25 protein-coding genes and 4 pseudogenes are annotated in these 24,060 nt (G+C 34.2%); 21 read left to right on the top strand and 8 right to left on the bottom strand.

The window, feature by feature from the left end:
• Positions 1 to 186: 186 nt before the first annotated feature.
• Both ACQKL5_RS08475 and plsY read left to right on the top strand, forming a co-directional pair.
• On the top strand, positions 187 to 519 hold the full coding sequence (locus tag ACQKL5_RS08475) for a hypothetical protein (protein ID WP_427607931.1): 333 nt from the start codon (positions 187 to 189) through the stop codon (positions 517 to 519).
• Between the two features lie 413 nt (positions 520 to 932).
• Positions 933 to 1,505, top strand: coding sequence for a glycerol-3-phosphate 1-O-acyltransferase PlsY (gene plsY / locus ACQKL5_RS08470; protein ID WP_427607929.1), 573 nt, complete (start codon positions 933 to 935; stop codon positions 1,503 to 1,505).
• A gap of 84 nt (positions 1,506 to 1,589) precedes the next feature.
• On the opposite strand, the pseudogene ACQKL5_RS08465 reads toward plsY, so the two are convergent.
• A pseudogene (locus tag ACQKL5_RS08465) lies at positions 1,590 to 2,205 on the bottom strand (IS1595 family transposase).
• A gap of 255 nt (positions 2,206 to 2,460) precedes the next feature.
• Here ACQKL5_RS08465 and ACQKL5_RS08460 point away from each other — a divergent pair.
• Positions 2,461 to 2,571, top strand: a pseudogene (locus ACQKL5_RS08460) (IS1595 family transposase); the annotation flags it as partial.
• Positions 2,572 to 2,649: 78 nt separating this feature from the next.
• Here the strand turns inward: ACQKL5_RS08460 and ACQKL5_RS08455 are convergent.
• Positions 2,650 to 3,108, bottom strand: coding sequence for a hypothetical protein (locus ACQKL5_RS08455; RefSeq protein ID WP_427607928.1), 459 nt, complete (start codon positions 3,106 to 3,108; stop codon positions 2,650 to 2,652).
• A gap of 235 nt (positions 3,109 to 3,343) precedes the next feature.
• Between ACQKL5_RS08455 and ACQKL5_RS08450 the strand changes: the two genes are divergently transcribed.
• Together ACQKL5_RS08450 and ACQKL5_RS08445 are read left to right on the top strand one after the other, a co-directional pair.
• Entirely contained in the window at positions 3,344 to 4,006 is a 663-nt protein-coding gene (locus ACQKL5_RS08450; RefSeq protein ID WP_427607927.1) for a hypothetical protein, read from the top strand.
• A gap of 200 nt (positions 4,007 to 4,206) precedes the next feature.
• The gene (locus ACQKL5_RS08445; RefSeq protein WP_427607925.1) at positions 4,207 to 4,728 is read left to right on the top strand and encodes an N-acetyltransferase family protein; all 522 of its coding nucleotides are present in this window, start codon (positions 4,207 to 4,209) and stop codon (positions 4,726 to 4,728) included.
• 109 nt (positions 4,729 to 4,837) lie between these two features.
• On the opposite strand, the gene ACQKL5_RS08440 is transcribed toward ACQKL5_RS08445, so the two are convergent.
• The 3 genes from ACQKL5_RS08440 to ACQKL5_RS08430 are packed head-to-tail and all read right to left on the bottom strand — an operon-like array spanning position 4,838 to position 7,057.
• Positions 4,838 to 6,109 carry an FtsW/RodA/SpoVE family cell cycle protein gene (locus tag ACQKL5_RS08440; RefSeq protein ID WP_427607923.1) on the bottom strand — a complete coding sequence of 424 codons (1,272 nt, stop codon included), beginning with the start codon at positions 6,107 to 6,109 and terminating at the stop codon, positions 4,838 to 4,840.
• The gene (locus tag ACQKL5_RS08435) at positions 6,106 to 6,525 is read right to left on the bottom strand and encodes a PadR family transcriptional regulator (protein WP_427607921.1); all 420 of its coding nucleotides are present in this window, start codon (positions 6,523 to 6,525) and stop codon (positions 6,106 to 6,108) included. The genes ACQKL5_RS08440 and ACQKL5_RS08435 overlap by 4 nt, the downstream gene beginning before the upstream one ends.
• A complete protein-coding gene (locus tag ACQKL5_RS08430) occupies positions 6,515 to 7,057 on the bottom strand; it encodes a sigma-70 family RNA polymerase sigma factor (RefSeq protein WP_427607919.1) in 543 nt (180 codons plus the stop codon). Before ACQKL5_RS08430 ends, ACQKL5_RS08435 begins: the two co-directional genes overlap by 11 nt.
• A gap of 416 nt (positions 7,058 to 7,473) precedes the next feature.
• Here ACQKL5_RS08430 and ACQKL5_RS08425 point away from each other — a divergent pair, with 416 nt between their 5' ends.
• The 5 genes from ACQKL5_RS08425 to ACQKL5_RS08405 all read left to right on the top strand — a co-directional run bounded on the left by ACQKL5_RS08425 (position 7,474) and on the right by ACQKL5_RS08405 (position 13,038).
• Positions 7,474 to 8,256: a class I SAM-dependent methyltransferase gene (locus ACQKL5_RS08425; protein ID WP_427607918.1), complete on the top strand. Its 783-nt coding sequence runs from the start codon at positions 7,474 to 7,476 to the stop codon at positions 8,254 to 8,256.
• A gap of 150 nt (positions 8,257 to 8,406) precedes the next feature.
• Entirely contained in the window at positions 8,407 to 9,117 is a 711-nt protein-coding gene (locus tag ACQKL5_RS08420; protein ID WP_427607916.1) for a VOC family protein, read from the top strand.
• Between the two features lie 695 nt (positions 9,118 to 9,812).
• A complete protein-coding gene (locus ACQKL5_RS08415) occupies positions 9,813 to 10,472 on the top strand; it encodes a class I SAM-dependent methyltransferase (protein WP_427607914.1) in 660 nt (219 codons plus the stop codon).
• A 179-nt stretch (positions 10,473 to 10,651) separates the two neighbouring features.
• The gene (locus tag ACQKL5_RS08410; RefSeq protein WP_427607912.1) at positions 10,652 to 11,521 is read left to right on the top strand and encodes a phosphotransferase; all 870 of its coding nucleotides are present in this window, start codon (positions 10,652 to 10,654) and stop codon (positions 11,519 to 11,521) included.
• A 366-nt stretch (positions 11,522 to 11,887) separates the two neighbouring features.
• Positions 11,888 to 13,038, top strand: a protein-coding gene (locus ACQKL5_RS08405; RefSeq protein ID WP_427607910.1) for an IS3 family transposase whose coding sequence is annotated in 2 segments (ribosomal slippage) — positions 11,888 to 12,137 and positions 12,137 to 13,038 — 1,152 coding nt in all. Because the reading frame shifts where the segments join, the coding sequence is not laid out codon by codon here.
• 409 nt (positions 13,039 to 13,447) lie between these two features.
• Here ACQKL5_RS08405 and ACQKL5_RS08400 read toward each other — a convergent pair.
• Positions 13,448 to 13,722, bottom strand: a pseudogene (locus ACQKL5_RS08400) (hypothetical protein); the annotation flags it as partial.
• A 99-nt stretch (positions 13,723 to 13,821) separates the two neighbouring features.
• Here ACQKL5_RS08400 and ACQKL5_RS08395 point away from each other — a divergent pair.
• The 8 genes and pseudogenes from ACQKL5_RS08395 to ACQKL5_RS08360 all read left to right on the top strand — a co-directional run bounded on the left by ACQKL5_RS08395 (position 13,822) and on the right by ACQKL5_RS08360 (position 18,776).
• Positions 13,822 to 13,995 carry a hypothetical protein gene (locus tag ACQKL5_RS08395; RefSeq protein ID WP_427607909.1) on the top strand — a complete coding sequence of 58 codons (174 nt, stop codon included), beginning with the start codon at positions 13,822 to 13,824 and terminating at the stop codon, positions 13,993 to 13,995.
• Between the two features lie 171 nt (positions 13,996 to 14,166).
• Positions 14,167 to 14,523 carry a cupin gene (locus ACQKL5_RS08390; RefSeq protein WP_427607907.1) on the top strand — a complete coding sequence of 119 codons (357 nt, stop codon included), beginning with the start codon at positions 14,167 to 14,169 and terminating at the stop codon, positions 14,521 to 14,523.
• A gap of 188 nt (positions 14,524 to 14,711) precedes the next feature.
• Positions 14,712 to 15,149, top strand: a complete 438-nt coding sequence (locus tag ACQKL5_RS08385; protein ID WP_427607906.1) for an N-acetyltransferase family protein — start codon at positions 14,712 to 14,714, stop codon at positions 15,147 to 15,149.
• 228 nt (positions 15,150 to 15,377) lie between these two features.
• Positions 15,378 to 16,049 (top strand): VanZ family protein, encoded by a 672-nt coding sequence (locus ACQKL5_RS08380; protein ID WP_427607904.1) that lies wholly within the window; start codon positions 15,378 to 15,380, stop codon positions 16,047 to 16,049.
• Between the two features lie 236 nt (positions 16,050 to 16,285).
• A complete protein-coding gene (locus ACQKL5_RS08375; protein ID WP_427607903.1) occupies positions 16,286 to 16,540 on the top strand; it encodes a hypothetical protein in 255 nt (84 codons plus the stop codon).
• Between the two features lie 205 nt (positions 16,541 to 16,745).
• Positions 16,746 to 17,640 (top strand): annotated as a pseudogene (locus tag ACQKL5_RS08370) (MFS transporter).
• Positions 17,640 to 18,269 (top strand): DUF402 domain-containing protein, encoded by a 630-nt coding sequence (locus ACQKL5_RS08365; RefSeq protein ID WP_427607901.1) that lies wholly within the window; start codon positions 17,640 to 17,642, stop codon positions 18,267 to 18,269. The pseudogene ACQKL5_RS08370 and the gene ACQKL5_RS08365 overlap by 1 nt, the downstream one beginning before the upstream one ends.
• A 111-nt stretch (positions 18,270 to 18,380) precedes the next feature.
• A complete protein-coding gene (locus ACQKL5_RS08360; protein ID WP_427607900.1) occupies positions 18,381 to 18,776 on the top strand; it encodes an NUDIX hydrolase in 396 nt (131 codons plus the stop codon).
• A 256-nt stretch (positions 18,777 to 19,032) separates the two neighbouring features.
• Here the strand turns inward: ACQKL5_RS08360 and ACQKL5_RS08355 are convergent, their stop codons facing one another.
• Positions 19,033 to 19,662, bottom strand: a complete 630-nt coding sequence (locus ACQKL5_RS08355) for a hypothetical protein (protein ID WP_427607898.1) — start codon at positions 19,660 to 19,662, stop codon at positions 19,033 to 19,035.
• A 69-nt stretch (positions 19,663 to 19,731) separates the two neighbouring features.
• The gene (locus tag ACQKL5_RS08350; RefSeq protein ID WP_427607896.1) at positions 19,732 to 20,712 is read right to left on the bottom strand and encodes an ABC transporter substrate-binding protein; all 981 of its coding nucleotides are present in this window, start codon (positions 20,710 to 20,712) and stop codon (positions 19,732 to 19,734) included.
• 129 nt (positions 20,713 to 20,841) lie between these two features.
• On the opposite strand from ACQKL5_RS08350, the gene ACQKL5_RS08345 reads away from it, so the two are divergent.
• From ACQKL5_RS08345 to ACQKL5_RS08335, 3 genes are all read left to right on the top strand, one after another.
• Positions 20,842 to 21,846: a FecCD family ABC transporter permease gene (locus ACQKL5_RS08345; protein WP_427607894.1), complete on the top strand. Its 1,005-nt coding sequence runs from the start codon at positions 20,842 to 20,844 to the stop codon at positions 21,844 to 21,846.
• Positions 21,847 to 21,932: 86 nt separating this feature from the next.
• On the top strand, positions 21,933 to 22,898 hold the full coding sequence (locus ACQKL5_RS08340; RefSeq protein ID WP_427607893.1) for a FecCD family ABC transporter permease: 966 nt from the start codon (positions 21,933 to 21,935) through the stop codon (positions 22,896 to 22,898).
• A 15-nt stretch (positions 22,899 to 22,913) separates the two neighbouring features.
• A complete protein-coding gene (locus ACQKL5_RS08335) occupies positions 22,914 to 23,711 on the top strand; it encodes an ABC transporter ATP-binding protein (RefSeq protein WP_427607891.1) in 798 nt (265 codons plus the stop codon).
• Positions 23,712 to 24,060 lie beyond the last annotated feature (349 nt).

Below are 24,060 nucleotides of genomic sequence, written 5' to 3'. Positions count from 1 at the left end.
ATAATGAATTCGTAGAAAGGGTAAGCCCAAAAGTTAAACTTTTGGGCTTAACACTCTCCAAGAGGACTTTTATTCCTATTTTCTTGAGATAAGGATAGTCGTAAAGTGTGGGATATTAAAAGGATGATTTTTATATTCTCCAAAGAGGATGAGATATGTTATTGCACGGAAACTAGGAGTGGTAGTATGAATTTTTTTGAAACGTATGAAGTTCGTAATCCAAATGAATTATTAGCAGGACTAGAGGCGAAATCTCCTTATATCCTCATTAAAGGAGATTACTTCAAAGAAGTCAAAAAGATAATGGATACACATTTATCAGAGAATGAACGTCTCGGTGTTGAGTTAGGTGGAGGTGGTGTCATATCGATTCTTATTTATGCTTTAGATGCAGTGAGAAATTTATTCAGTAATGCAGAGAAAATGGATAAAGAAATAGATAAGAAATTGAATTTATATAAAGTGAAAAAGATTTCGGATGATGGTTTATTGTTGAGCTTAAGACAACTAGATTATTAGAAAATACATTTATATATCCATTATGGATGGTTTTACAATAATTACACTCCGACTATTGTGGACATTGATCTGGGAAGGATTAATGTCCTTTTCTGGCGAATTCTTATTGGAGAAAGTTTGTGAAGAGTTGTGCTTAAACCAACGGGGGCTATACGGAAATCAGAATACGATGAGCTTGGAGATACATTTTCCAGCTCATTTTTTTGTGTAGTATTAAATCTTTAAAATAGACTCTTTTCGTAAAGATTGTTGCTTTAAATTATAACAAGGGATAATTTACCTTTTATGGTATTATAAAAAGAGAGACTTATTCAGCTAACGACTCAGTTTAACGCAAGAAGGTTTGCAGGAAAAAATATACAGAAAATAAAAATACTTAAAATAACAAACTAAGTGAGGAGATAAATACTACCTTGAACATTTTAACTCTGATTTTAAGTTATTTAATAGGCTCTATTTCATTTGCTTTAATAGTTGGTAAAATGTTTTATAAGAAAAATATTCGTGATTACGGTAGTGGAAATCTTGGAGCAACTAATGCTTATAGAGTGTTAGGTATAAAAGCAGGAGTAATTGTTGCAATTGCTGATATATTAAAAGGTACACTTGCTTGTTTACTTCCACTAATACTCAGTTCTACGATTAACCCTATTGCTTGTGGTTTATTGGCTATATTAGGACACATATTTTCTGTATTTGCTAATTTTAAAGGTGGAAAAGCTGTTGCGACAGCAACAGGAGTTTTTTTATTTTTGACACCTTTAGGTGTTTTGGTTGGTTTTGTTTTATTTGTACTAACTTTGTTATTTACTAAGTATGTATCACTAAGTTCAATGTTGGCTGGTATAACATTATTTATTTACAGTCTAATATTTGAAGATAAAGTTATCATAGGACTTTCTCTACTAATAAGCGTATCAATAATCATTCTTCATCGAGAAAATATAAAGAGAATTCTAAACGGAACAGAGAGCAAAGTAGCCTAAAAGTTTTGATTATATTTGTTAAGCTAACGGTTAGCTTTAACTGAATAAGAAATACAGTCGTTCCAACATAGGAATGGCTGTTTTTTATACCTCACGTAAGAAATTGACGGTAATTCTATTTGAATTTAGACAGGCATAGAGGAGCATTTGGTTTATCTGCTCCTTTTCAGCCAACTTCTTACTTTGCTGAAGGAAGCTGAACCAGTAAAGATAATTATCCAAATACTTTGTAGCCACTCCTTGGAACCTATCCATCCAGCCTTTTAGACGTTTATGATAGTTATTGACGTTTTGCAAATGGTAGATGCCTTTTTTGACATACCCCTCTTTGCTCAGGTTTATTGGCTCGTGTTTAAGTGCCTTGATTTTGGCGAATTTCTTATAGTTCGTGGCTGTACCTGTGCATAACAAAGAAGACGGTTCAATATAGCTACCGATAACTGCGTCAATTTCTTCTGCTTTTACACGACCATTTCCAGCCTTTAGAGCAATGACTTGACCATTTCGCTTTACCTTCACACTTCCACAATGAATGCAGGCTAATCCCTCTATAAACCGGGTTTCTCTAATGTTGTGTATGCATCTTTCATATCAGCATCTTCATTATCTTATCAATTAAGCCTTCTTTTAAAAGGTTGAATAGTTTAATTGGCTCGTCTTTAGTTAAGTCCGAAAACGTGGTATAGATGTCTTTAATCATAGTTTGATGAAATGGGAGTTATTTTTCTGTGGCTTGGTTTGTTTCAGTACAAGTGGTTGTATAAGGGTATACAGAAGCTGGAGGAAGAAGAAATCAATATTTTATCAGTATCTTTTATAAGTAGTTATTGGTTCTGGCGAATATTTTTCATTGGCATTGGGGCATTGCTCCTTTATATAACTGGAGATTCATTCATTAGGTATGTCTTTCTTTAAGGCTGTTTTCGCATAAATTGTTGCTTTCTTGATTGTAGTAAACTTTAACAATATGACAAATACACCATTTTTAGGTTCTCGTTATCCTGAAAGATGAGTTAAGTACATTGAACTAATGGTAGAAGGTTATACTCTGCCCAAAATTGCTGAACTGAACGGCAGCCTGCCAAAAATCCAATAATACTAAAGTTGAACAAAAGTGCATAAAAAAAAGACTTCGTTCGAAGTCTTAATTAAATCGAGCTTCTACTAACTCAATTAACTTATCGGTCATATCATTTGAAACGGTATAGATAGTATTTGTATCTTCTGTTTTCATAAATGTGCTTCTTTGTCCTTTTTCGCCTATCCACAAAAATAAATTTTGTGGATTGTCCTTATCATAAACGACATCCAAATAAAATTCGGGGTCAGCGATATCAACTATACCAGGTTCTCTTATTGCACTTGAAAAGATGTCCTGAAAGGCTTTTAAGGTTTCTTTGTCATCAAAGGTGATTTCATTAAAACCTTTTATTTTTGAGATGCTAATGTTTTTAAAGCCAGTGTTAATTGATAGTTTTTTATCATTTTCCGATTTAGTAGCTGGATTTGCAGAGATTTCAATAGTGCTCTCTTTCGATTGACAAGCAAAAAGAATTGAAGAAATGGATATTAAGAAAACTGCCAAAAGAATAGTTTTTTTCAAGTTATTTTACCTCCAAAAGTTTTACTTTTAACTACCTTTCTATTTAAATGAGTAAAATCCTTCCAATGTTTCTATGGTAGATGCTTTTATACCAACGAAAAAAGCCTTCTTTAAGTAACGGTGATTCACTTCAATAAGGAGATTACTGTTGGGACAGAATCGTTCAACAAAGCAAGCCAGTGAATCCAACGGTATCATGTAGTAATATAATAAGTTTTTAAGAGAGGTGAATGAAATGAAGGTTGAAATAAGCTACGTCCCTCCCGAAGAAATCATAACTGTGCCGGTGGAAGAAGCCACTTACCCTTTTGAGCTGAATGGTGAGGTTCAATATATCGTGTATTTTTCTTGTTGGGATGGTGATTATCATCATGATGAACTTTTTTGTAACTGGATGGATAGCCCCGATTATTATCCTATTTATTCACTTGCGGAAATCTATGATTTTCAACAAGAAGAGTACGAAGAGCTGTTTAAAAGGCAAGATATAGAGTTCGAATATATGAAGGGAAGTCGTAAAGGCACGTTCTTTGTAAAGGCAATTATACGGAGGCCGCAACAATTTAAAGAATATTATCCCTATCTGTACGGGAATGGTGGCATGTTGAACTTGTCATTATGGTCAATAAAAGAGGATCTATTCAGAGTGGAGGAAAGGGAATATGAGCCTCCTTATCCTGAATTAAGGACTAAAAAAGACCGAACCGGATTAGTTAAAGGGAAGAGGCTAGCCAATGCCCCAATCATGGATTTAACTAACAGTTCCATCCTGTTTTGGGTGGGGCATGATGGGGACTTTATTACCGCGTTCTCTAAGGATGAACATTTTTCAACGATAGATTCCCTTCAAAAAATCATACCAGAAAAGTTCGAGTTGATAACGGATGAGTATGAGTAATGTTCTTTAATCCGTTCATCGTATAAGCAATTCTCTGTAAGGGAGGATTGCTTTTTATTTTGTATTTATTTATTGTTTTACGAAATAAATGTGTTAGATTCAATGGATTAAAAGCGTTAAATATAAATAAGAGAAGGAATAATGGTGAGGCAATGGAATATATACGTTAATTATTATTTTTTCATAAGAGGTGAAATTCAATGTTTATAAGAAAAGCAACATTAGCGGATGCGATAGATATTGCGAAGGTACACGTTGATAGTTGGAGGTCTACTTATAAAAACATCATTCCCGATGAGTTTTTAAAGAAATTATCATATGATCAGCGGACTGACTTGTGGAACCGTAATATTTCTAAAGAAGGCAATTATGTCTTTGTAGCAGAAAATAATGAAGGAAAAATCGTAGGCTTTGCCGATTGCGGTAAAAGAGAAAATAATAATGTCACTAAATCTGGTGATTTAACTTCTATTTATCTCCTTGAAGAGTATCAAGGAAAAGGAATTGGAAAGCAACTATTGAAACAGCTATTTCTTCAATTCCAAGCACTTGGTTTCAATAGAGTATTTGTTGAAGTATTGGAAGATAATAATACCCGTTATTTCTATGAGTATTATGATGCAAACCTACTTAAATCAGAAAAAATAACAATCGCAGGTGCTGAAATGAATCTTCTGATATACCAATGGAATAACCTTAACCAAGTATTATCTAAGTTCTGACCATCTTAATAAGATAAAAAACTATTAAAAAGAAACCCACTTGAATCAATCTACAAAATGGGTTCTTCTCAATTACGCTACTATAATCGTTGATTAGGATTCTAAAACTTCAGGCCTTTATCCGTATGAGGTCTTTTTTGTGATACACACTCAAAATTAAACCGAACAAGAAGGCGTTGATCATCGCTGATAATGCACCATAGCTCATAAATGGAAGGGATAGGCTTATGATCGGTAGTAGGCCGAGAGACATTCCGATGCTGATTGTTACCTGTGCAGTGAATATGGCAAAACAGCCAGAAATCAGGATTTTTCCAAAAGGGTCTTTCACCGTTTTGAATATATGGGAAATTCGCCAAATCATCCATAAAAACAGCAAACCAATGAGCAGAGACCCAGCCCAACCAAGTGTATAGGTAATCGTAACAAAGATAAAATCCGTCATCATATCAGTAGACAAATCAAACGCTTCAAGGGAACCACCATGGCCAAACCATCCGGCATCCGCAATTAGCCTTTCTAATTTCATATAAGTATACCCCGATGTCTCACTGTATTTTTCAGGCGAAACGAAGGCTAAAATCCTTTCAAATTGATAAGCCCTTATATTTTTCAAGGAGATTAGTAGAACGGAAACACATGTAGTAAGCAGGACCCCGGCCGTGATCAGGATTTTCTTTTTACTTAGGCCACTTCTCCAGACCATTACCGATACCATCAATGTATACAGCCCCACCGCCTGTACGTTGATGGTATTCATAAACAAATAGACCGAACAAATGTATAAAAAGGCTGCCAAATAAACATTCATTTTCTTTGATTGCAGCATTCCGGCCCAGGCAAGCAGGAAAATTGGCAGAGCTATAAGAGAATCGACCGACATAAAACCCATAATATTCATTTGAGGACGCCCGAACACATATACATGGGAATATTGGAACTGAATAAGAATCAGGCATCCCATCATAAAGAAAACCCAACCCCATCTTTGCAATTTTCGATAATCGAAAAAAAGTAGGAGGCAGGCGAAAATGACACTTCCTGTTACAGAAAATACATGCTTCTGCACGGAAAAGGTATGACCACCCTTTAATAAGAAGGAAAATAAAAACAGGCCGGCAACTGACATGAACAGAAACATGCTCATGAGCTTCCAATCAATTTTTGGTCTGTGCAGCTTGTCCATCTTCATGCCAATATCAGAGGGATTACCCATATTCCGGACAGCCATTTCCTCTGCTTCATCCTCTTGATATCCTTTTTTGATCCATTCGATTTTTGTTTGAGTCAAATGGTTCTTTAATTCAGCTTCTATATATTTCTTGGCTTCTTTTGATCGGATATACGACGAAACCTCATCTAAGAATTGATTGCTTCTCAATCGTTTCTTCCTCCTTCAAACGCTGTCCTCCAAAGAGCCGAGGCAGAACCACTTTTCGATTCCTTTTTCTTTAGCCACTTTTTCGCACGTTCATCCAAGGAATAGAGTTTCCTTTCTTCCGTTTCCCAAAAAGTCTGGAGCCAGCCTTCCTTCTCAAGCTCATGCAAGGTGGCATACAAGGAGCCTTCATTCCCTTCAAAGTTCCGAATACCTTTCTGGTAGAGCACTTCATTAATTTGATAACCACTTTTCTCCTTATCCAATGATCTGAAAATGGCAATCATGATGTCTTCTTTGCTTGCCTCCTGATTTTTGATAGAAGAATGGATGGACCTTTTAAGGTTTTCCGTAAACTTCAATTCAGGAAATGTATGCTTATTCATGGCCGATTTCAAGCGTGTTAATTTATCTTCCATCGGTAGATTCCTCCCAATAGGTTTTTAACCTTTTTTTCGCCTGGCGCATACGGGTCTTCACCGTGCCGAGTTTGACCCCGGTAATTTCGGATATCTCCTTGAGCTTCATTTCCTGAAAATAATGAAGATATATGAGCTCGCGATACTGAATGGGCAGGGCCATGACTGCATCAGCAAGCTTTCTATCTTCATCCTGCTGAATGACCTGGTCTTCCACATTGTCGGTGGAAGACCATTCCTGCTCTTTATCCGCAGTCGAAACGTTTCGGAAGTACCAGCTTTTCCGATAATCCTTACAATGGTTAATGGCAATTTTCCAAAGCCATGTCCGTATATTAGATTGTTGGTTATATGTAGGCAAAGCTTTATAAGATTTAATGAAAATCTCCTGTGTCAGGTCCTCTGCAACAACCGGATCCTTTACATAGGAATAGACCAATTGCAGAATATCCTGACCATAAAGGGACATCATTTCATCAAATAGGGCTTCATTATCTTTCAATTGAGACCATTTCAACACAAACTCCTCCAAAACAGTTCACACTTCCTTTCCTAGATATATAGACGATAGCACCTATAAGAAGGTTTTCTAGTATTTAAAAATTATTCCGTTTATTGATAATAAAGCTGAAAATAAGAAAAGTGAAAGTAATATTGATTGATTTATAATCTACTATTCTATATATCCGATTGTTGAATTCCATAATTGGAGGGAAGTGAGCAGGATTTATGGTAGTAAAGGGCAGGTTAATTGAACAATCAAATTTTTTCAAAGATAGTATCATATGAAAAACTTATGATTGTTTATAATTTCTTCGGAATTAAATAATGGAAATATTTAGTATATAATGAAGGCAGAAAGTATAGTAGTGACCGATGTTAGTCGATTATCAATCTTACTTAAATAATCTTGGCGAAATTAACGAAAAGTGAAATGAGGGATGTTAGGTGGGGATAGATTTTCATAACGAGAAAAATCGCAATTCCTATACAACTCGAAACGCCGATAATTCGTGGAGTAATGCTATAAAAGACCTTGTACCAATTGAAAATATTTCGAATGCATTGGATATAGGTTGTGGTGGTGGTATCTATTCCAAGGCACTGTCTGATATGGGAATAACTTCTGTTACTGGTGTCGATTTTTCCGAGGCAATACTAGAAGGTGCAAGAGAAAACTGTAAAGAATATCAAAATATATCTTTTAAGCAAGGAAATGCCTTTCATACGGGTTTAGAAATTAATAGTTTTAATTTATTGCTTCAAAGAGCATTAATACATCATATAGATGTTGATGATTTGCAAAAGTGCTTCCAAGAGGCATATAGAGTGTTGAATCATAAAGGATATTATATTATTCAAGACCGTACGCCTGAAGATTGTTTATTAAGTGGTGATAATACTCATATTAGAGGGTACTTCTTTGAACTATTCCCCAAATTAATTGAAAAAGATACTAATCGCAGACACACTAGTCAAATTGTAATAGAAACTCTTAAAAAAGTTGGGTTTCGAGAAATTCAGGAAGTTAAGTTGTGGGAAACTAGAAGAGTGTATGATGATAAAATACAATTATTAAAAGACTTAAGTGAAAGAACAGGAAGAAGTATTTTACACGAATTAGACAATAAAGAATTAAAGTTACTGATAGATTATATAGATGAATCATTTTCCACTGATAGTAACATCGTTGAAAAAGATAGATGGACAATTTGGAAAACAGTTAAATAATTGGCGGCTTGATTTAGTTAGAGACCTTCAACTAACGGGTCAGGATAGTATTAGCCTATATCAGATTAAATGGATAATTAAGTTTTAACTAGATACGTTTTATAAAAGACCTACTACATAATTAGATAGACCAGGAAGGTGTTGTGATTAATGGAAATTAAATCGATTGTTTTACAGACAAACAGTTTAATAGAAATGAAAAATTTCTACATTAATACGTTAGGCTTTTCTCTAATTAATGAGGATAAGAATAGCTTTCGAATGGCTGTTGGTACAGGTGAAATTGAATTTACAACAAAAGAAGTAGAAGATGACCCCTATTATCACTTTGCTTTTAATATACCAGCTAACAAATTTTATGAAGCAAAATCATGGGTAAAAGAAAGAGTAAGTTTACTTGTAGAAGATGGGGTAGATGAAGCGGATTTTGCTCATTTACCTGCCCATGCTCTTTATTTCTATGATCCTTCTGGTAATATAGTAGAATTTATTTCAAGATATGAAATTGCTAAAGATAGTATCGAGTCTTTTTCTGCTAAAAGTATTTTAAACATAAGTGAGATAGGTTTGATAGTAGAGGACACAATAAGTGTAAGTGAAAAATTAAATGAAGTGGGTTTGACCGAGCGTGACAATGATCCAATAAGTAGAAAATCCCTTAATTTCATGGGTGAAAGAAAGAATGGAATATTTATTATATTGGCTCAATCTGGGAGGAGATGGTTATTTTCTAATAAAAGATCTGCTATATTTCCTCTTGAGATCACATTAATAAATAACAATAAAATCATTATCACTTCCGATAATGAATTTAAGATATATCGGGACGAGTACAAGGGAGGGTTATTTTCTAAAACGTAATACTGTTAGAATACCAATTTTAAGTAAATGTCTATAAAAACATTTAAAAAAGTAGTTGAAGATATGAAAAGTGATAGGTTTTGGCAAACCATTTATTAAACATACTTCAACATTTCATTTGTTATTGAACTTACTGGTGCGTTAGCTGAAGATCTGATCTGTCTTTAAGGCGGCTTTTTCTTATGGAACCAACGGGACAGGATAATGAAAGATGGGTTCAGTTAATAAAACAACCAAGAGGTGAAACGTAATGTATCAACTACAACACGAAATCCACAAAAAAGAAAAGATTGATAGGGTATATGTCATTTTATTTATCGTTTCTAGATTGGCTAATATAGCTTTACAGTTCGCGGGTGGTAATATTCTTAATGGAATAGTCAGTCTCTTATTTAATTTCATTGTCCTTCACTATGGTTTGCGAAAGAAATTCTGGGCGGAAATATTCATAAAATGTACGGTATGGATTTCTATAGTTTTCTTGTTGGTGATGTTTCTTGTGATAATAATTAAATGATAATGTAAGTAAATTCTCAACTAACGGGGACGTTAGATGAAAATCGGAGCTGTCTTTAAAAGGCAGCTTTTTTTTTATGCAACTAACGGGTCAAGATAGTTAAAAGGGATACTATATAATCTATGGTAATATATAGGTGATTCTGTTTTTAAAATGGCTTGGGGAGGTTAAATGCAGGGTGCCAAAAATCAAACAAAATATATGGGAGAAAGAATATAAAGATGTTGATAGTTTATGGGGATTCAATCCTAATAGTATCTTATCTCAATATGTTGTAATGCTTCCTGAAAACGGAGAGGTATTAGACTTAGGTATGGGAGAAGGACGGAATGCCCTTTTTTTCGCTAAACAGGGATTTGCTGTTGAGGGTATCGATATTTCTGAAACAGCAGTAGAACGGTGTTTGAAACTTTCGAAAGAACAAAATTTGAATATTAACGCTAAAGTTCAAGATATTGCTTCTTTTGAGATTGAACCAAGTAAATATTCTTTAATTATACTTTCTAATGTACTTAATTTTTTTCCTGATGAGGATATTAAAATTATTATCGAAAAGGTGAAAAATGGGCTGATTAAAAATGGGTTGGTATATATTAATGCCTTTGATGATAATGAACCAAGTAGAAAGAAAGCGCCAGAGAAGTATGAGCAATTAGCAGAGCATACGTTTTATAATGAAAGTTCAAATATGTTTCTTCATTATTTTACAAGAAGTGAGTTAGAAAGCTTCTTTACCGATTATAAAACGATAAGCTTGTCTCAATCATACTCTTTGGACATCTCGCACGGTCAACCTCACTTCCATAGCACATTAGAAATAATGTCACAAAAGTCTTAAAAAATTTGGTAGTTGCAAGGTCAATGAAATATATAGACCTATTGGGTGCTCTACATCAATACTAGGAGCTAATCAACAGCTCCTTTTCTTAAGCAAATATATTGGCAGGTTAGTTTCATAAGAGGGGCGAACTTACATAGTATAAAGACTTATCAAAATTAATTGAGAGGGCTAAATAAATGGAGAAAATAAATGAGATTGTTTATGGTCTTATAAACCAAGGGATAATAAAGAATGATGATATAGATATAAAGAAATTAAAAAGTGGTACTACAAATGGAATTCTATATACTCTACATATTAACAAAATTCTAAAATATGTAATTAAACTGGACAAACCTGAACTAATAGCCGCAACAGAGACTTTTCTCCTTACTTATAAAGATGTAAATTTGTTGCCTAATGTCCTTTATACAGACGAGAAAAAGGAATTTATAGTATACTCTTACATTCCTGGAGAAACACATTTTAATCGAGGTTCTAAAATAGAATGGATGAATATCTTAATTAAGGAACTATTAAATAAATACAAAAAAGTAAACGAAGAAAACTGGGGAAGAGTGAATGGGATACATAGAAATTCTTGGGCGGACTTCAATCTAACAAGTTTAAAATTCGCCCAAGAAGATATAGGAGATGTATTACCAAATGAGGATCATAAAAAAGTAGAGTTATTGGTTAATAAGTTGAAAACATACGAACATCAAGAAGAGAAGTATTACCTTCATGGAGATGCTGGTGTTCATAATTTTGTATATAAAGACAACACATTAAATGGGGTTATTGACCCTATGCCCTTAATCGGTCCGAAAATTTATGATTTTACGTATGCTTTTTGCTCGTCTCCAGACGATTTAAATGTAGAGACGCTGTTGTCATCTTTCTCATCATTGACTCAAGATGTCCATTTTAGTAAAGAAAGGCTTTTGGAGGAAGTTACTTTTCAATTATACACACGTATAGGCGTTTGTATTAGGGTTCACCCACATGACTTAAATGACTATCTTAAAGCTTGGAATGAATGGAAAATATATCTACCTTCAATGTAAATAGCGATTCTTAGTGAACTACCGGTGCGTTAGCTGAAAAGCAAAAGCTGTCTTTAAAGGCAGCTTTTTCTGATGGGATTATCGAGGAAGTTTAATTGAAGAGCGGTGGTTGACTTGTATTCAACAATCAGGCCATTTAATGGAGCAAGGCTTTTTGATATAAGGAAGCAGAGTTAAAAATAAGGATGATCACTAATCATCCTTTAAAATTTTATATCCGGCACTATAAAAGGCAAGGCTTTTTTTATATATTGTTCTGCTGAAAGCGAACTATTTTTTTCCCAATCCACAGATTGGAGTTAGTATAGTTTCATGGACACATTTTAGTTAAATCCTTACAATGATTTTTGAGAGGATGTGTTCGGATTGGAACGTAAGCATACAGGCAAAAAATATAATAATGAGTTTAAGAAGACAATTGTAGATCTTTATCACTCGGGTAACTCAGTAAGAGAATTAAGTGGCGAATATGGCGTATCTGACGTAACGATTTATAAGTGGGTTAAAGAATTTACCCCTATTGGTTTAGGGGAAGATAACATGACTCCGAAGGAATTGGCTGCGATACAGAAGGAAAACCTTCGGTTAAAGCAGGAAGTTGAAATCCTAAAAAAGGCTATGGCCATATTCGCCAAAAAGTAACCGAGACAGATCTCACCGAATTTATCGTGGAACACAAGAACCAATATCCCGTAAAGAAAATATGTGAAGTATTAGAAATCTCAAGAAGTAGCCATTATCAGTCTCTTCAACTTGTCGTATCAAATCGCGAACAGGAAAACAAAGAACTAACGAAAGAAATTCATCACATTCACCTAGAAAGCGAGCGTCGCTATGGTGCTCCCAAGATACATGAAATCTTATTAACCAAAGGATTTAGCCTAAGTCTAAAGCGTGTCCAGCGCTTAATGAGCAAGATGGGAATCCGTTCTATCACTAAGAAAAAATACCGTCCTTATCCATCTAAAGAAAAGGTTATACAGTTAGAGAATTTGCTCAAACGTGATTTTACGACCGATACTATTAATGAGAAATGGGCAGCCGATATCACGTATATTCATACATTAAACGACGGATGGTGTTATTTAGCTTCTGTATTGGATCTTCATTCTAAGAAAATAGTAGGCTATTCCTTTTCACGTTCTATGACGACTGAACTGGTTATAAAAGCTTTCAATCACGCACACACATCACAAAAGCCCGCAGAGGGCTTAGTTCTTCATACAGATCTTGGCTCACAATATACCAGTGCTGAGTTTACTCAACATATCCAAAATCATCATATTAAGCAGTCCTTTAGCCAGAAAGGGTGCCCATATGATAATGCCTGCATTGAATCCTTTCATGCCATATTAAAAAAAGAAGAAGTAAACCATGTACAATATCAAGACTATCAAACAGCAAAATTAGCGATATTCCAATTTATTGAGGGTTGGTATAACAGAAAAAGGATTCATAGTAGTTTGGGGTACCAAACCCCGCAAGCCATTGAAGATCAAATTAGAAATACAGCTTAAGATTTAACTTTTTTGTGTCCAAAATATTGACTCAAATCCAGATGCTCCGTAAATTCCCCAACTCAACAGTTCCATAAGAGTCGTGTTCATAATTTCTTTAAATGACACACTTAATAATTCATTACGCATAAATAAAATAACATGCACAAAATATGCACAACCCCAAGCAAAGTAGCATCATAAATAGCTTTATTAAATACCAAGGTAATAAATTAATTATATATAATATTATCTCCCCTACAATTTCTGAAGAACCTATATCGAAATCTTCATTTTGATAAAATTCTTTATTTTTAAATGAAAAAAATATGAAGCTTAAAAATGAAAAAACAGCAAAAATATACATAAAAATAGTCATGTTGATTCCTCTATATTTCCCTCTTTTTAACATTATTTTATCATATCTTATTCAGTTAAACTGCTCGATTAAAGAAATACCCTTTAATAGAGATAACCTATGTGTATCATATGTTTCTGTATCTGGAATTAAATTCTCTTCTATTATCATATCATTCACCGTAACTTCATTTCTCTGATGATGGATGCTTTCTAATACTTGAAACCACGCAAGGTAATTGTTCAGATATTTGTTCGCCACACCGTTAAAACGCTCAGTCTTCGGTGATAGTTATTGACGTTCTGGATGTGATATAGCCCCTTGGTGCGAGGTTTACCGTCAGGCCTACTGGTAAATGTATTCGAACTGTTCATCAATTTTTTTCTTGCATTTTTATTTAAGGTGGTTATGCTATAATTTCCAATAGAGGATTGGAGAGGTAAAAAATGAATTGGTTTGACTTTATGACATTTGCTGGATTACTGTTTTATTTGATTCCAATAGTATTTATTGCTTGGTTTTTAATCAGCTTTATCAAAACGCAAAAGGAAAGAAACTCTTTACTTAGAGAGATTTCTTTAAAGTTAGATAAGAATAAAATTGAGGAAAAGGAAGAGTGATATGCTACTCTTCCTTTTTTAATTCATAATTTTCTCCATCACCTTTACTCCACAGTTTTTGTCAACGATCTAATACAACTAACGGGATAGTTTAGTTGAATAAGAATTAAAGGATTTTCGTTTAACGTGGTTGAATACTTGTTATATATACTAATTCTTTGGGGGGACATAATGGAGTTTTATACATTTAGTAAAGATAGCGGTAAGAGGATTTCAAAGTTTAATTCAAATTTTATTATGTCTCGTGTTATTCAAACAGATAAAGCAGCAAATATAGGATGTATGCACTTGGAAGAAAACGGAGTGGTGGGGTATCATCAAGCAGTAGTACCTCAACTATTGGTAGTAATAGTAGGAGAAGGATACGTTCGTAATGATAAAGAAGAATATTTTAAAGTTGAGTCTGGAGATGCTGTTTTTTGGGAGAAAGATGAATGGCATGAAACGAAATCAGATAAAGGATTAACTGCTATTGTAATTGAAAGTATGGAGTTAACCCCTTCCTTCTTTATGCCATTAAAGAAATAGATATTCTTATATTAATGAGTGCGTTAGCTGAAAATCAGGGCTGTCTTTAAGGCAGCTTTTTCTTTATGTAACTAAAAGGGCTGATTAGTGGACGAAGGATTTCCTTTTTTAGTATCGAAAAGAATATAAACCAGAATTTAAATGGAATAATTTCCTAAAAAGAATTTTGAAAGGATTGTACTCAACCAATGGATATTAGAAAACCAAATGATTTGGAACTCAAAAGTGTTTTATTACTTTCTTCACAAGCTGTATTTGAGGGTACGTTAGGAGAAGTAAGACCCACTAATCAAAAAATTGAACAACTTATTGAACCACTATTAGAGAAGGGAAACTATTACTTAATTGCAATAGAAAATGATAAATTAATGGGTTGGATTTTAATAGGAACAAACAAAGATCAATTTACAGATAAGACAAATGGATTTATTTATGAACTATTTGTTTTAAAAGAATTTAGAGGCAAAGGAATATCCAAAATGTTAATGAGAGCAGGTATTGATTATCTGAAACAAGATGGATATTCAGAGGTCCGTCTAAGTGCATTTGCAGGAAACCAAGCAATTAAACTGTATGAAAAGTTAGGATTCAACATCAGAACAATTACTATGAGTTTGCCAATTTAAACCACTCTAACTTTGCAACTAACGGGTGCATTCGCGCCATAAGAAGGCCGCCAATTGGCGGCCTTCTGAATGTGTGATAAATATACTTATCATACATTTATATTCACGTAAAAAATACCCTTCTTAAAACAATCAGGGTAGATAAGTATTACTTAATTATATGAATTTATAGAAATATAAGTAAACATTGTTATAATTTAAAAGATGATTGATATAAGGAGATAAAATATGAAGAAATACATATTATTAGGGGTTCCCGTTATCTTTTACGGAGAAAATTTTTTAAATTATTTAAGTGATTTTCATTTTTTCTTATTGTTCATTCCGCAAGTGTTGCTAAATATTTCTATTATAACAGCTTGTATGTTTTTCCTATTAAAAAGAACAAAATTACAAAACGCATTTGATTGGTTAATTGGGATTTGTTTTTCTGTGTATGTTTGCGTATTGTATCATAATACGGTTGAATATCTATTCTTTTTTGATAACGTACATTTCGCATTGGAAAACTTAAAATTCTTCGTTCACTCCATAAATTTAATACCTATGAAAGGGATTTATGAAGTTCTTCATAATAATCCTTCTCCATTATTCCAAATCGTTGGAAATGCATTAATGCTTACACCATTTGCATTTACTCTACTCTATTTCAAATGGGTAAACAGTTATAAGCAAGCTATTTGGTATTCTTTTCTCTGTACCGTTGGGATTGAATTTATACAGTTCTTACAAAGTATCTTAAGCTCCATTTTTGAAATAGGTAGGGGAAGAAGTTCGGATATTGATGATGTAATTTTAAATACCATAGGATCTGTTATTGGCGTTGCCTGTTATTTTCTATGGATGAAAATTTTCAAAAAAATTAGTCTAAAGATAAATAACTCTAATGTACCTCTTTAATAGAAATCGATGATACTCTCATCTTTTTGTTATTTATAAAAGATGGTGAAGGCCATCATTTGGCAGCCTTTTGAATATGATAAAAAATTCTTTTGTTATATGGTAAAATTATTAATTTTTGTGCCAATCTAAAGCTTCGTATTGAAATAACGGGGCGCAGCGGCAGGTTAGTGGAATAGGATTTTGTTTATATTTCGTTAATTTGTATACAGTTTAACGGTTTAGGAGGTGAAAAGATGAAACGTGCGATAGGAATTTTTCTTACTCTTTCATCTTTACTTACATACTTAATTATGGACATGCTTTATGATCCTGTTAAGAATACAATAACAACAACAGATATGATGTCAGGATTTACAACAGTAACTGTACATTATCAATATCCTTTAATGTTTTGGGTCATTTGTGTCATTTTAATAATTACTTTTATTCTTGGAATTTACTTTATTCTAGCAAAGGAAAAGCAATATTCTGGAATGTCCACTCTGTGATATTTCGGAATATACGAGAAGCGAATCGAACTAACAGGTGCATTAGCTGAAAATCGGGGCTGTCTTTAAGGCAGCTTTTTCTTTATGTAACTAAAGGGCAGGTTAGCTGTATAAGAAAAATGATAAACCGATGTTACAATGCAATGTTTGCGACCAGTTGACCTAATAAATGGATTTATGATGACTATAAAGGGGGTGATGATGGATGAGTAACAATTTATTAAAGAACCGTCAGTTTCTTATTGTATGGATAGGTAATGTTATCTCTGAATTAGGAGGGGCTTTCGGTACTTTTTGTAACTCAGTTCTTATATATCAACTTACAAATTCCACGATGGCACTGGGCAGTATGTGGCTATTGTATTTTTTACCATCCCTTATCCTCCAATTATTATGGTACACTTTTGCTTTTTATTCAGGAGACAAGAAGTTTTCAAATCGTACGAAATTCTTGGCTGGAACAATTTATTGAAGGAATATCTTATTTCTTTAAACAACCGGTTATTGTTTGGTTAGGAATCTTTTTGGCCTTTGTTCAATTTGGAGTAGGGGTCACAATGGTTGTAAATCTTCCTTATATAACAAATGAATTATCAGGTAGTTATGTAGAGTATGGATATTTTATGGCAAGTTTTCCTCTAGGCTATGTAGTTGGTTCGATGTTAGTCGGGAAAATTAAAATTAAAAGTCGTAGAGTTTTAATGTTGGGAGCATTAGTTATAGGAGGCCTAACATTTATTTCTTTAGGTTTTAACCATAGTATCGTTTTTGCCATAATTACTGAGATAATTGCCGGAATAGCAATGGCATTTTTTGGTGTACATAATATAACTATTTTTCAGCAAACTGTGCCAAATGAATTAATGGGTAAAGTATCCTCTGTCCGACTTTTTATTATTAGAGGTGTTATGCCATTAGGTGTGCTCGCAGGTAGTTTTTTGAGTGAAATTTGGGGAATACGACCATTGTACTTTTTAATAGGATCAATAATTTGTACTGTATCTTTATTAGGAATATTACTCCCTTACTTTAAGATAATCGATAATTCATACATCAATAAAGATATTCCTTCCTCCTCTTCAACAAACGGGGTAAGTTAGTGGAAAAAGAAAACACCCGTTTTATGGAAAATACTAAAATTAGAAGATTATCATTAGATAAATATTTTTCGATTTGGAGGATGAAAATGCTGAAGAGAAAATATGGAAATCGTTTAGAGTGGAAACGTGTCTTGGATAGAAAATATGCACAAGCGTTTTTTGATACTAAAGAATTTAAGGGCTATATAACTTTATTACATACAATTAAAGTTGCTGAACCATTATCCGTTCGGTATGAGGAAAAGAATATATGTATTGTTGATGATGGTTACATGTGGCTTCAACAATTCCCCTTAGAAAAAAAGCATTCAGTAACAACGATGTTTGATAATAATGGGAATATAGTTCAATGGTATATTGATGTTTGCCTTGGAAATGGAGTAGATAATGATATTCCTTATTTGGATGATTTATATTTAGATATTATTTTGTTACCTTCTGGAGAAATAATACAAAAAGATGCTGATGAGCTTGAAGAGGCTTTTTTTAATAGGATTATTGATAAATCCCTTTATGATTTAGCTTGGGATGAAGTAAACATCCTTACTAAGTTAATTAATAATAGAAGCTTTGAACTGCTTGATTTATCCCATTATCATAAGGACCTCTTAGTCAATGAATTAAAATAACTTTTTTAAGCTAACGGGTGCTTACTTCAATAGGCGAGTTGCATTGGGAACTCTTTTTCTTAAGGAACTAAAGGGGTAGGTTAAAGTGCATGCAATAAGGGAGGATAATGTGTGAGAGATAGAGGTTCGGTTGTACTTGTAGAAAATAACAAGGTTGGACTGATTAAAAGAATTAGAAACGGTTCTGTTTACTATGTTTTTCCCGGTGGTGGAATTGAAGAAGGTGAAAATCCTGAAACAGGGGCAAAAAGAGAAGCCTTTGAGGAATTAGGTGTAAAAGTCAACGTTATTCAGTGCTTTGCAAAGGTTGAGTTTAACGGTACACAATACTTTTTCTTAGCTGAAATTATCGAAGGAACTTTTGGTACTGGGCAAGGTGAAGAATACACCTATAAAAATAGAGATAGGGGTATGTATTTGCCAATATGGGTAGATATAGAAAAACTGTTACTCCTTGACGTTAAACCGAAAGAAGTTGCTTTAAAAGTACAATCCATCTTCAAATAACAGGTACTTTACTTCAATAAGGGAGTTGCATTGGCAACTCTTTTTCTTACGATACTAAAGGGTGATTTAGTTAAAGATTTGGTTTTCGAAATGATCAATCTTTGTTCAAAAGAGGGGCTATGGTTTCTATAAGAAACATTATTTGTAGCTATATTTTAATCAAAACTTATTCCAAGTCAACAGTTATAGCTAGGGCATCAAAGAAAGCGAAATAATGAAAACTCCTTTTCGAATTGAATCTGAAAAAGGAGTTTTTTTATGTGAGTAAGGGGCAGATTGAGCAGTATGATTTTTCATTTGTTTGGTTAGGGAGTAGGTAAGACCGGCAGCACGTTTGTCGAGTGCCACTGAATTCATCCAAAGACATATACGGACGCACTTCTTCACAGCACTCAGTAATAGAATGGAATACTTGTGCTATTTTTTCAGTTGGTAATTGTGTTGCATAATATCTAAAAGGACGGTTAATTCGTATAACGATGTTTTCCCAGAGTATTTTCTGTGGTATTTTACACGCTTTACAAATAATTTTGACGATGGGTGTAAAGAAATCAATTAAAAGTCTATGTCGCCAATCTATTTGTAGTGGTGGAAATGTCTTATAAGGCAGGAGCAATTGAAAGTTTGTCAAATCAAAATATGCTTCTGACCACCAATCGTCTTTTTTGTTTTGGAAACCAAAGTAATCGATAGAAGAAGATGCGGTTAATAGCGCTAATTTCTTTAAAAATAAGGAACCCGCTGTAGCAATGGAATCTGTGTTAAGTGTTTTGGCATATTGATATATGAGTGGCATGAGTATGTCCTGCTGTTGTAACCAATTTAAAGGGATAGCAGTTGAAGAAATAGTTGATTGTTGTATTACTTTGTATTGTTGTAAATTCATATGTCACCAACTTTACATTATAATTTTAAAAAAGCACTTCACTCATAGCGGAATGAAGTGCTAATCTTATTATTTAGAGAATATTTCTTTGATTTCATCTAGTACGATGTTTGCAGAAAGGATACCACCAGAAGTGTTCCAGATTGCATCATCTACTCTATGAACATTGCCTTTTTTAACTACATCTAAGTTCTTCCAAAGTGGATCAGCTGTCCACTCTTTTTCAGTAGTTAAAGCACTGTCGTCACCTGTTGGTGTGAAAGTAAAGTAGAAAAGAACATCGCCGTTCATATCAGGAATTGCTTCTTTACCTAAATCAACCGCTAATTTACCTAGTTTGTTGTTATCTTTGAAGAATTTTTCTTGCTCTGGAACTCGCGGGAATCCAAGTTGATCAAGAATAACACCTGAGAATGAATCTGTATAATAAATACGGCTCTTATCTGTCATGAAACGAACGACAGAAATCTCTTGTTTTGTTTTATCGCCTAGTGCTTCTTTTGTCGCTATAATCTTATCGTCATAAGCTTTTAATATTTTTTTACCTTCAGCTTCTTTGTTTAAAGCACGTGAATAAAGCTCAAAATTACTTTTGAAGTCACCGCGTAGTGTTTCAGAGAAAACTGTTGGAGCAATTTTACTTAATTTTGCGTAGTCTTTTTCTTGACGAATTTTAGTACCGATAATCAAATCAGGTTTTAATGAAGCAACTTTTTCAATGCTTATTTCAGATTCTGTACCAACTACTACCGCATCGCCCATTTGGTCTTTTATATGATCATACCAAGGGTCGCCTTCATATGATTGTGCAGCACCCACTGGTGTTACACCCAGTGCAAGGGCAGCTTCTGTTCCTTCATTTGAAAGGACAACTATGCGTTTTGGAGTACCTTTGATTTCAGTAGTACCCATAGCGTGCTCAATCGTTGTCGTTGTAGCCGTTTCTGTTTTTGTATCACTTGTTACTTTGTCGTCATTTCCACAAGCCGCTAATGCAATTAGCATAATAGATGTCAGTAGAAGGGCGAATACTTTCTTGAATGTAGACACTTTTTTTCCTCCAGTTTCTATGGTAAAATATGATTGAAATTTTGAAAATGAGAATCATTTTCAATTATGTAATTATCATATAATGGTATAATAGTAATGTCAATATTTTCTTGAAGGAGCCATACATAGATGATTTTGGAAAAAAACAAATGTAAAGTGGTAGGTTTGTTACTTGCACTATTACTCATGCTGTTCTTTATATGTATTAGTATTTTATATGGATATGCTAATACTTCATTGCATACAACGATACAATCCTTTGTGCATTTCGATCATTCGAACGAGCAAATCATTATTCAAAACGTACGGATTCCACGTGCGTTAATAGCAGCTAGTGTGGGTGCTTCATTGGCTATAACGGGTGTTTTACTACAAACATTAACAAAGAATCCCTTAGCATCATCTGGCATTCTAGGTATCAATGCAGGTGCAGGCTTTGCGGTTGTTTTCGCATTAGTGCTTTTTAATGTAACAAGTTTACAGGCATTTGCATGGATTGCATTTTTAGGGGCGGCAGTAGCGACGATTGTAGTACTCGGAATAAGTGCTTCAGGAGGTACAGCTTCAACCCCTCTAAAAATCACGCTTGCAGGTGCGGCAATTAGTGCATTATTTTCTTCATATACACAAGGGTTATTAGCGATGAATGAAGCAAATATGGACCAGGTGTTATTTTGGTTGGCAGGGTCAGTGCAAGGTAGAAAAATGGGAATTTTATTATCTGTTTTACCTTATTTAGTAGTAGGTTGGGTTATGGCAATGGCCATTTCATCGAAAATGAATGTACTTGCTCTTGGAGATGATGTGGCTAAAGGTCTTGGTTTACGTATTGGGCTATTCAAATCTATTATTGGTAGTATTACGATATTACTTGCAGGTGGAGCTGTTGCCATTTCTGGCCCAATAGGCTTTATTGGTATTATTATCCCTCATTTTGCACGGAAAATAATAGGTACAGATCATCGTTGGTTGATTCCTATGTCGGCTTTACTTGGGGCAATACTCTTGCTCGTAGCGGATGTCGGCGCGCGTTATATTATTATGCCGAGTGAAGTGCCTGTTGGTGTAATGACGGCATTTATAGGAACCCCATTCTTTATCTATTTGGCTAGAAAGGGTGGGAAAAACTCATGAAAAAATTAAAATCAATTCGTTCATTTAATGGAACATTTTCATATTTAGTAGATTTACATGTTGCGAAACGAGCTACTATTATTTGTATGATCGCAGTGCTTGCGTTTCTTTTGAGTGGTTCTTTTGGGGAATCGTTCATAAGCCCAGTACATGTATTGAAAGCAATTTTCGGATACGGTGATGATTATACACAGTTGGTCATTAATGATTTTAGATTACCGAGAATCATCGTAGCAGCGTTTGCTGGAATAGCTCTTGCCGTGGCCGGTGCGGTATTACAAGGTATGATTAAGAATCCACTAGCATCTCCTGATATTATTGGGATTTCTGCGGGTGGAGGTGCTGCTGTAGTTGGTTTCTTGGCTATATTTAGTGATTTAAATCATTCATTGACCGTTAGCATTCAGTGGATGCCTTTAGCAGGATTTATTGGTGCAACAATAGTCGGACTATTCGTATATCTACTAGCATGGAAAGATGGTGTTACACCATCAAGATTAGTATTAATTGGACTAGGTGTTTCTATCTTTTTACAATCATTAACGACGCTACTGATGATTGTTGGTCCGATACATCTAGCAGCTGAAGCACAAAAATGGATTATAGGTAGTGTCCGAACAGCTGAATGGCATGAAGTTCAAATTATGGTACCGGTCATAATAATTCTGCTTAGTATATTAACTTTCCTCGTGCGTCATTTGAACGTGCAAGATTTTGGGGATGAGACGGCAACGGGCTTAGGACAACCGGTACAAAAATTTCGATTTACTTTAATAGTTTTATGTTCGAGCTTAGTGGCGAGTGCTATTGCGTTTACAGGTGCAATTGGTTTCGTAGGTTTGATAGCTCCTCATATTGCAAGGCGTTTAGTCGGCTCGGCTTTTGGGCTGTTAATTCCAACGAGTGCAGCAATCGGTGCATTTTTGGTGATGGTTGCTGATATTATTGGCAGAACAGCCTTTAATCCTTTAGAAGTGCCAGCAGGTGTATTTACTGCAGCAATCGGTGCACCTTATTTCATTTATTTATTACTAAAAAAACCAAAGAATTAAGGGAGATTGTAAGTTATGTCAGAGTCGCTAAAGATTGATTCACTTACATTAAGTTATGGCATAGAGCCTATTATAGAAGATTTAAGTTTAACCATACCTATGAATGAGATTAGTGTTTTAATTGGTGCAAATGGATGTGGAAAATCGACGCTACTACGTTCGATCGCTCGCCTATTAAAACCAAAGCAAGGAGCAGTATTATTGGATGGGAAAAATATATTTGAATTGTCGACAAAGGATGTTGCGAAAAAACTATCCATCCTACCACAATCGCCAATCGCACCAGAAGGTTTAACGGTGCTACAGTTGGTGAAACAAGGTCGATACCCTCATCAATCTTGGCGTAAACAATGGTCTGAAAAAGATGAGGAAATCGTACTTGATGCCATTAAGGCTACAGGGCTGATTGATTTGCAACATAAAAATGTAGATGAATTATCAGGAGGTCAACGACAAAGAGCTTGGATTGCGATGACTTTGGCACAAGACACAGATATCATTTTATTAGATGAACCTACAACTTATTTGGATTTAACGCATCAAATTGAAATTTTGGATTTATTGTTCGAATTAAATGAAACCCAAAACCGTACAATCATTATGGTATTGCATGATATTAATTTAGCCTGTCGATATGCAGATCATATTATTACAGTAAAGAATCGCACAGTATTTAAACAAGGGAAACCAGAGGATATAATGTTGGAAGATCTTGTAGAGAATGTTTTTGAAATGAAATGTAAAATGATTGCAGATCCAATCTTTGGTACACCCATGTGTTTACCATATGGAAAAGGTCGCATTATAAAATAACAGTAACAAATTATATGAAGAAGCAATATTCTTTATACAATACTGATAATTAGCGGGCTTTGTAAGAATGAGATTACTTTTTACGCACAAAGCATTATTGGGTTTTCTTGTTTCATTTATATTTAGTTGCGTTGCAAATTATTCAATTAAGCCTAAAGATACAGGGCTTTACTTGAAGATCATTGAGGTGCATATGTACCTCTTGTTTTTCTTATTGAATTAACGGGGAAGGTTAATTCATCAAGACGTCTGGGAAATTAAATAGTCAAATTAAGAAATGAGTGATTATGAAGTTGAATTTTAATGATTTGATGCAATGGAAAGGATATATTTATTTGGAAGAAATATT

This window comes from Peribacillus sp. NPDC097675, assembly GCF_050277655.1.
GTDB lineage: Bacteria > Bacillota > Bacilli > Bacillales > DSM-1321 > Peribacillus.
This window is presented reverse-complemented; position numbering and strand designations above follow the sequence as displayed.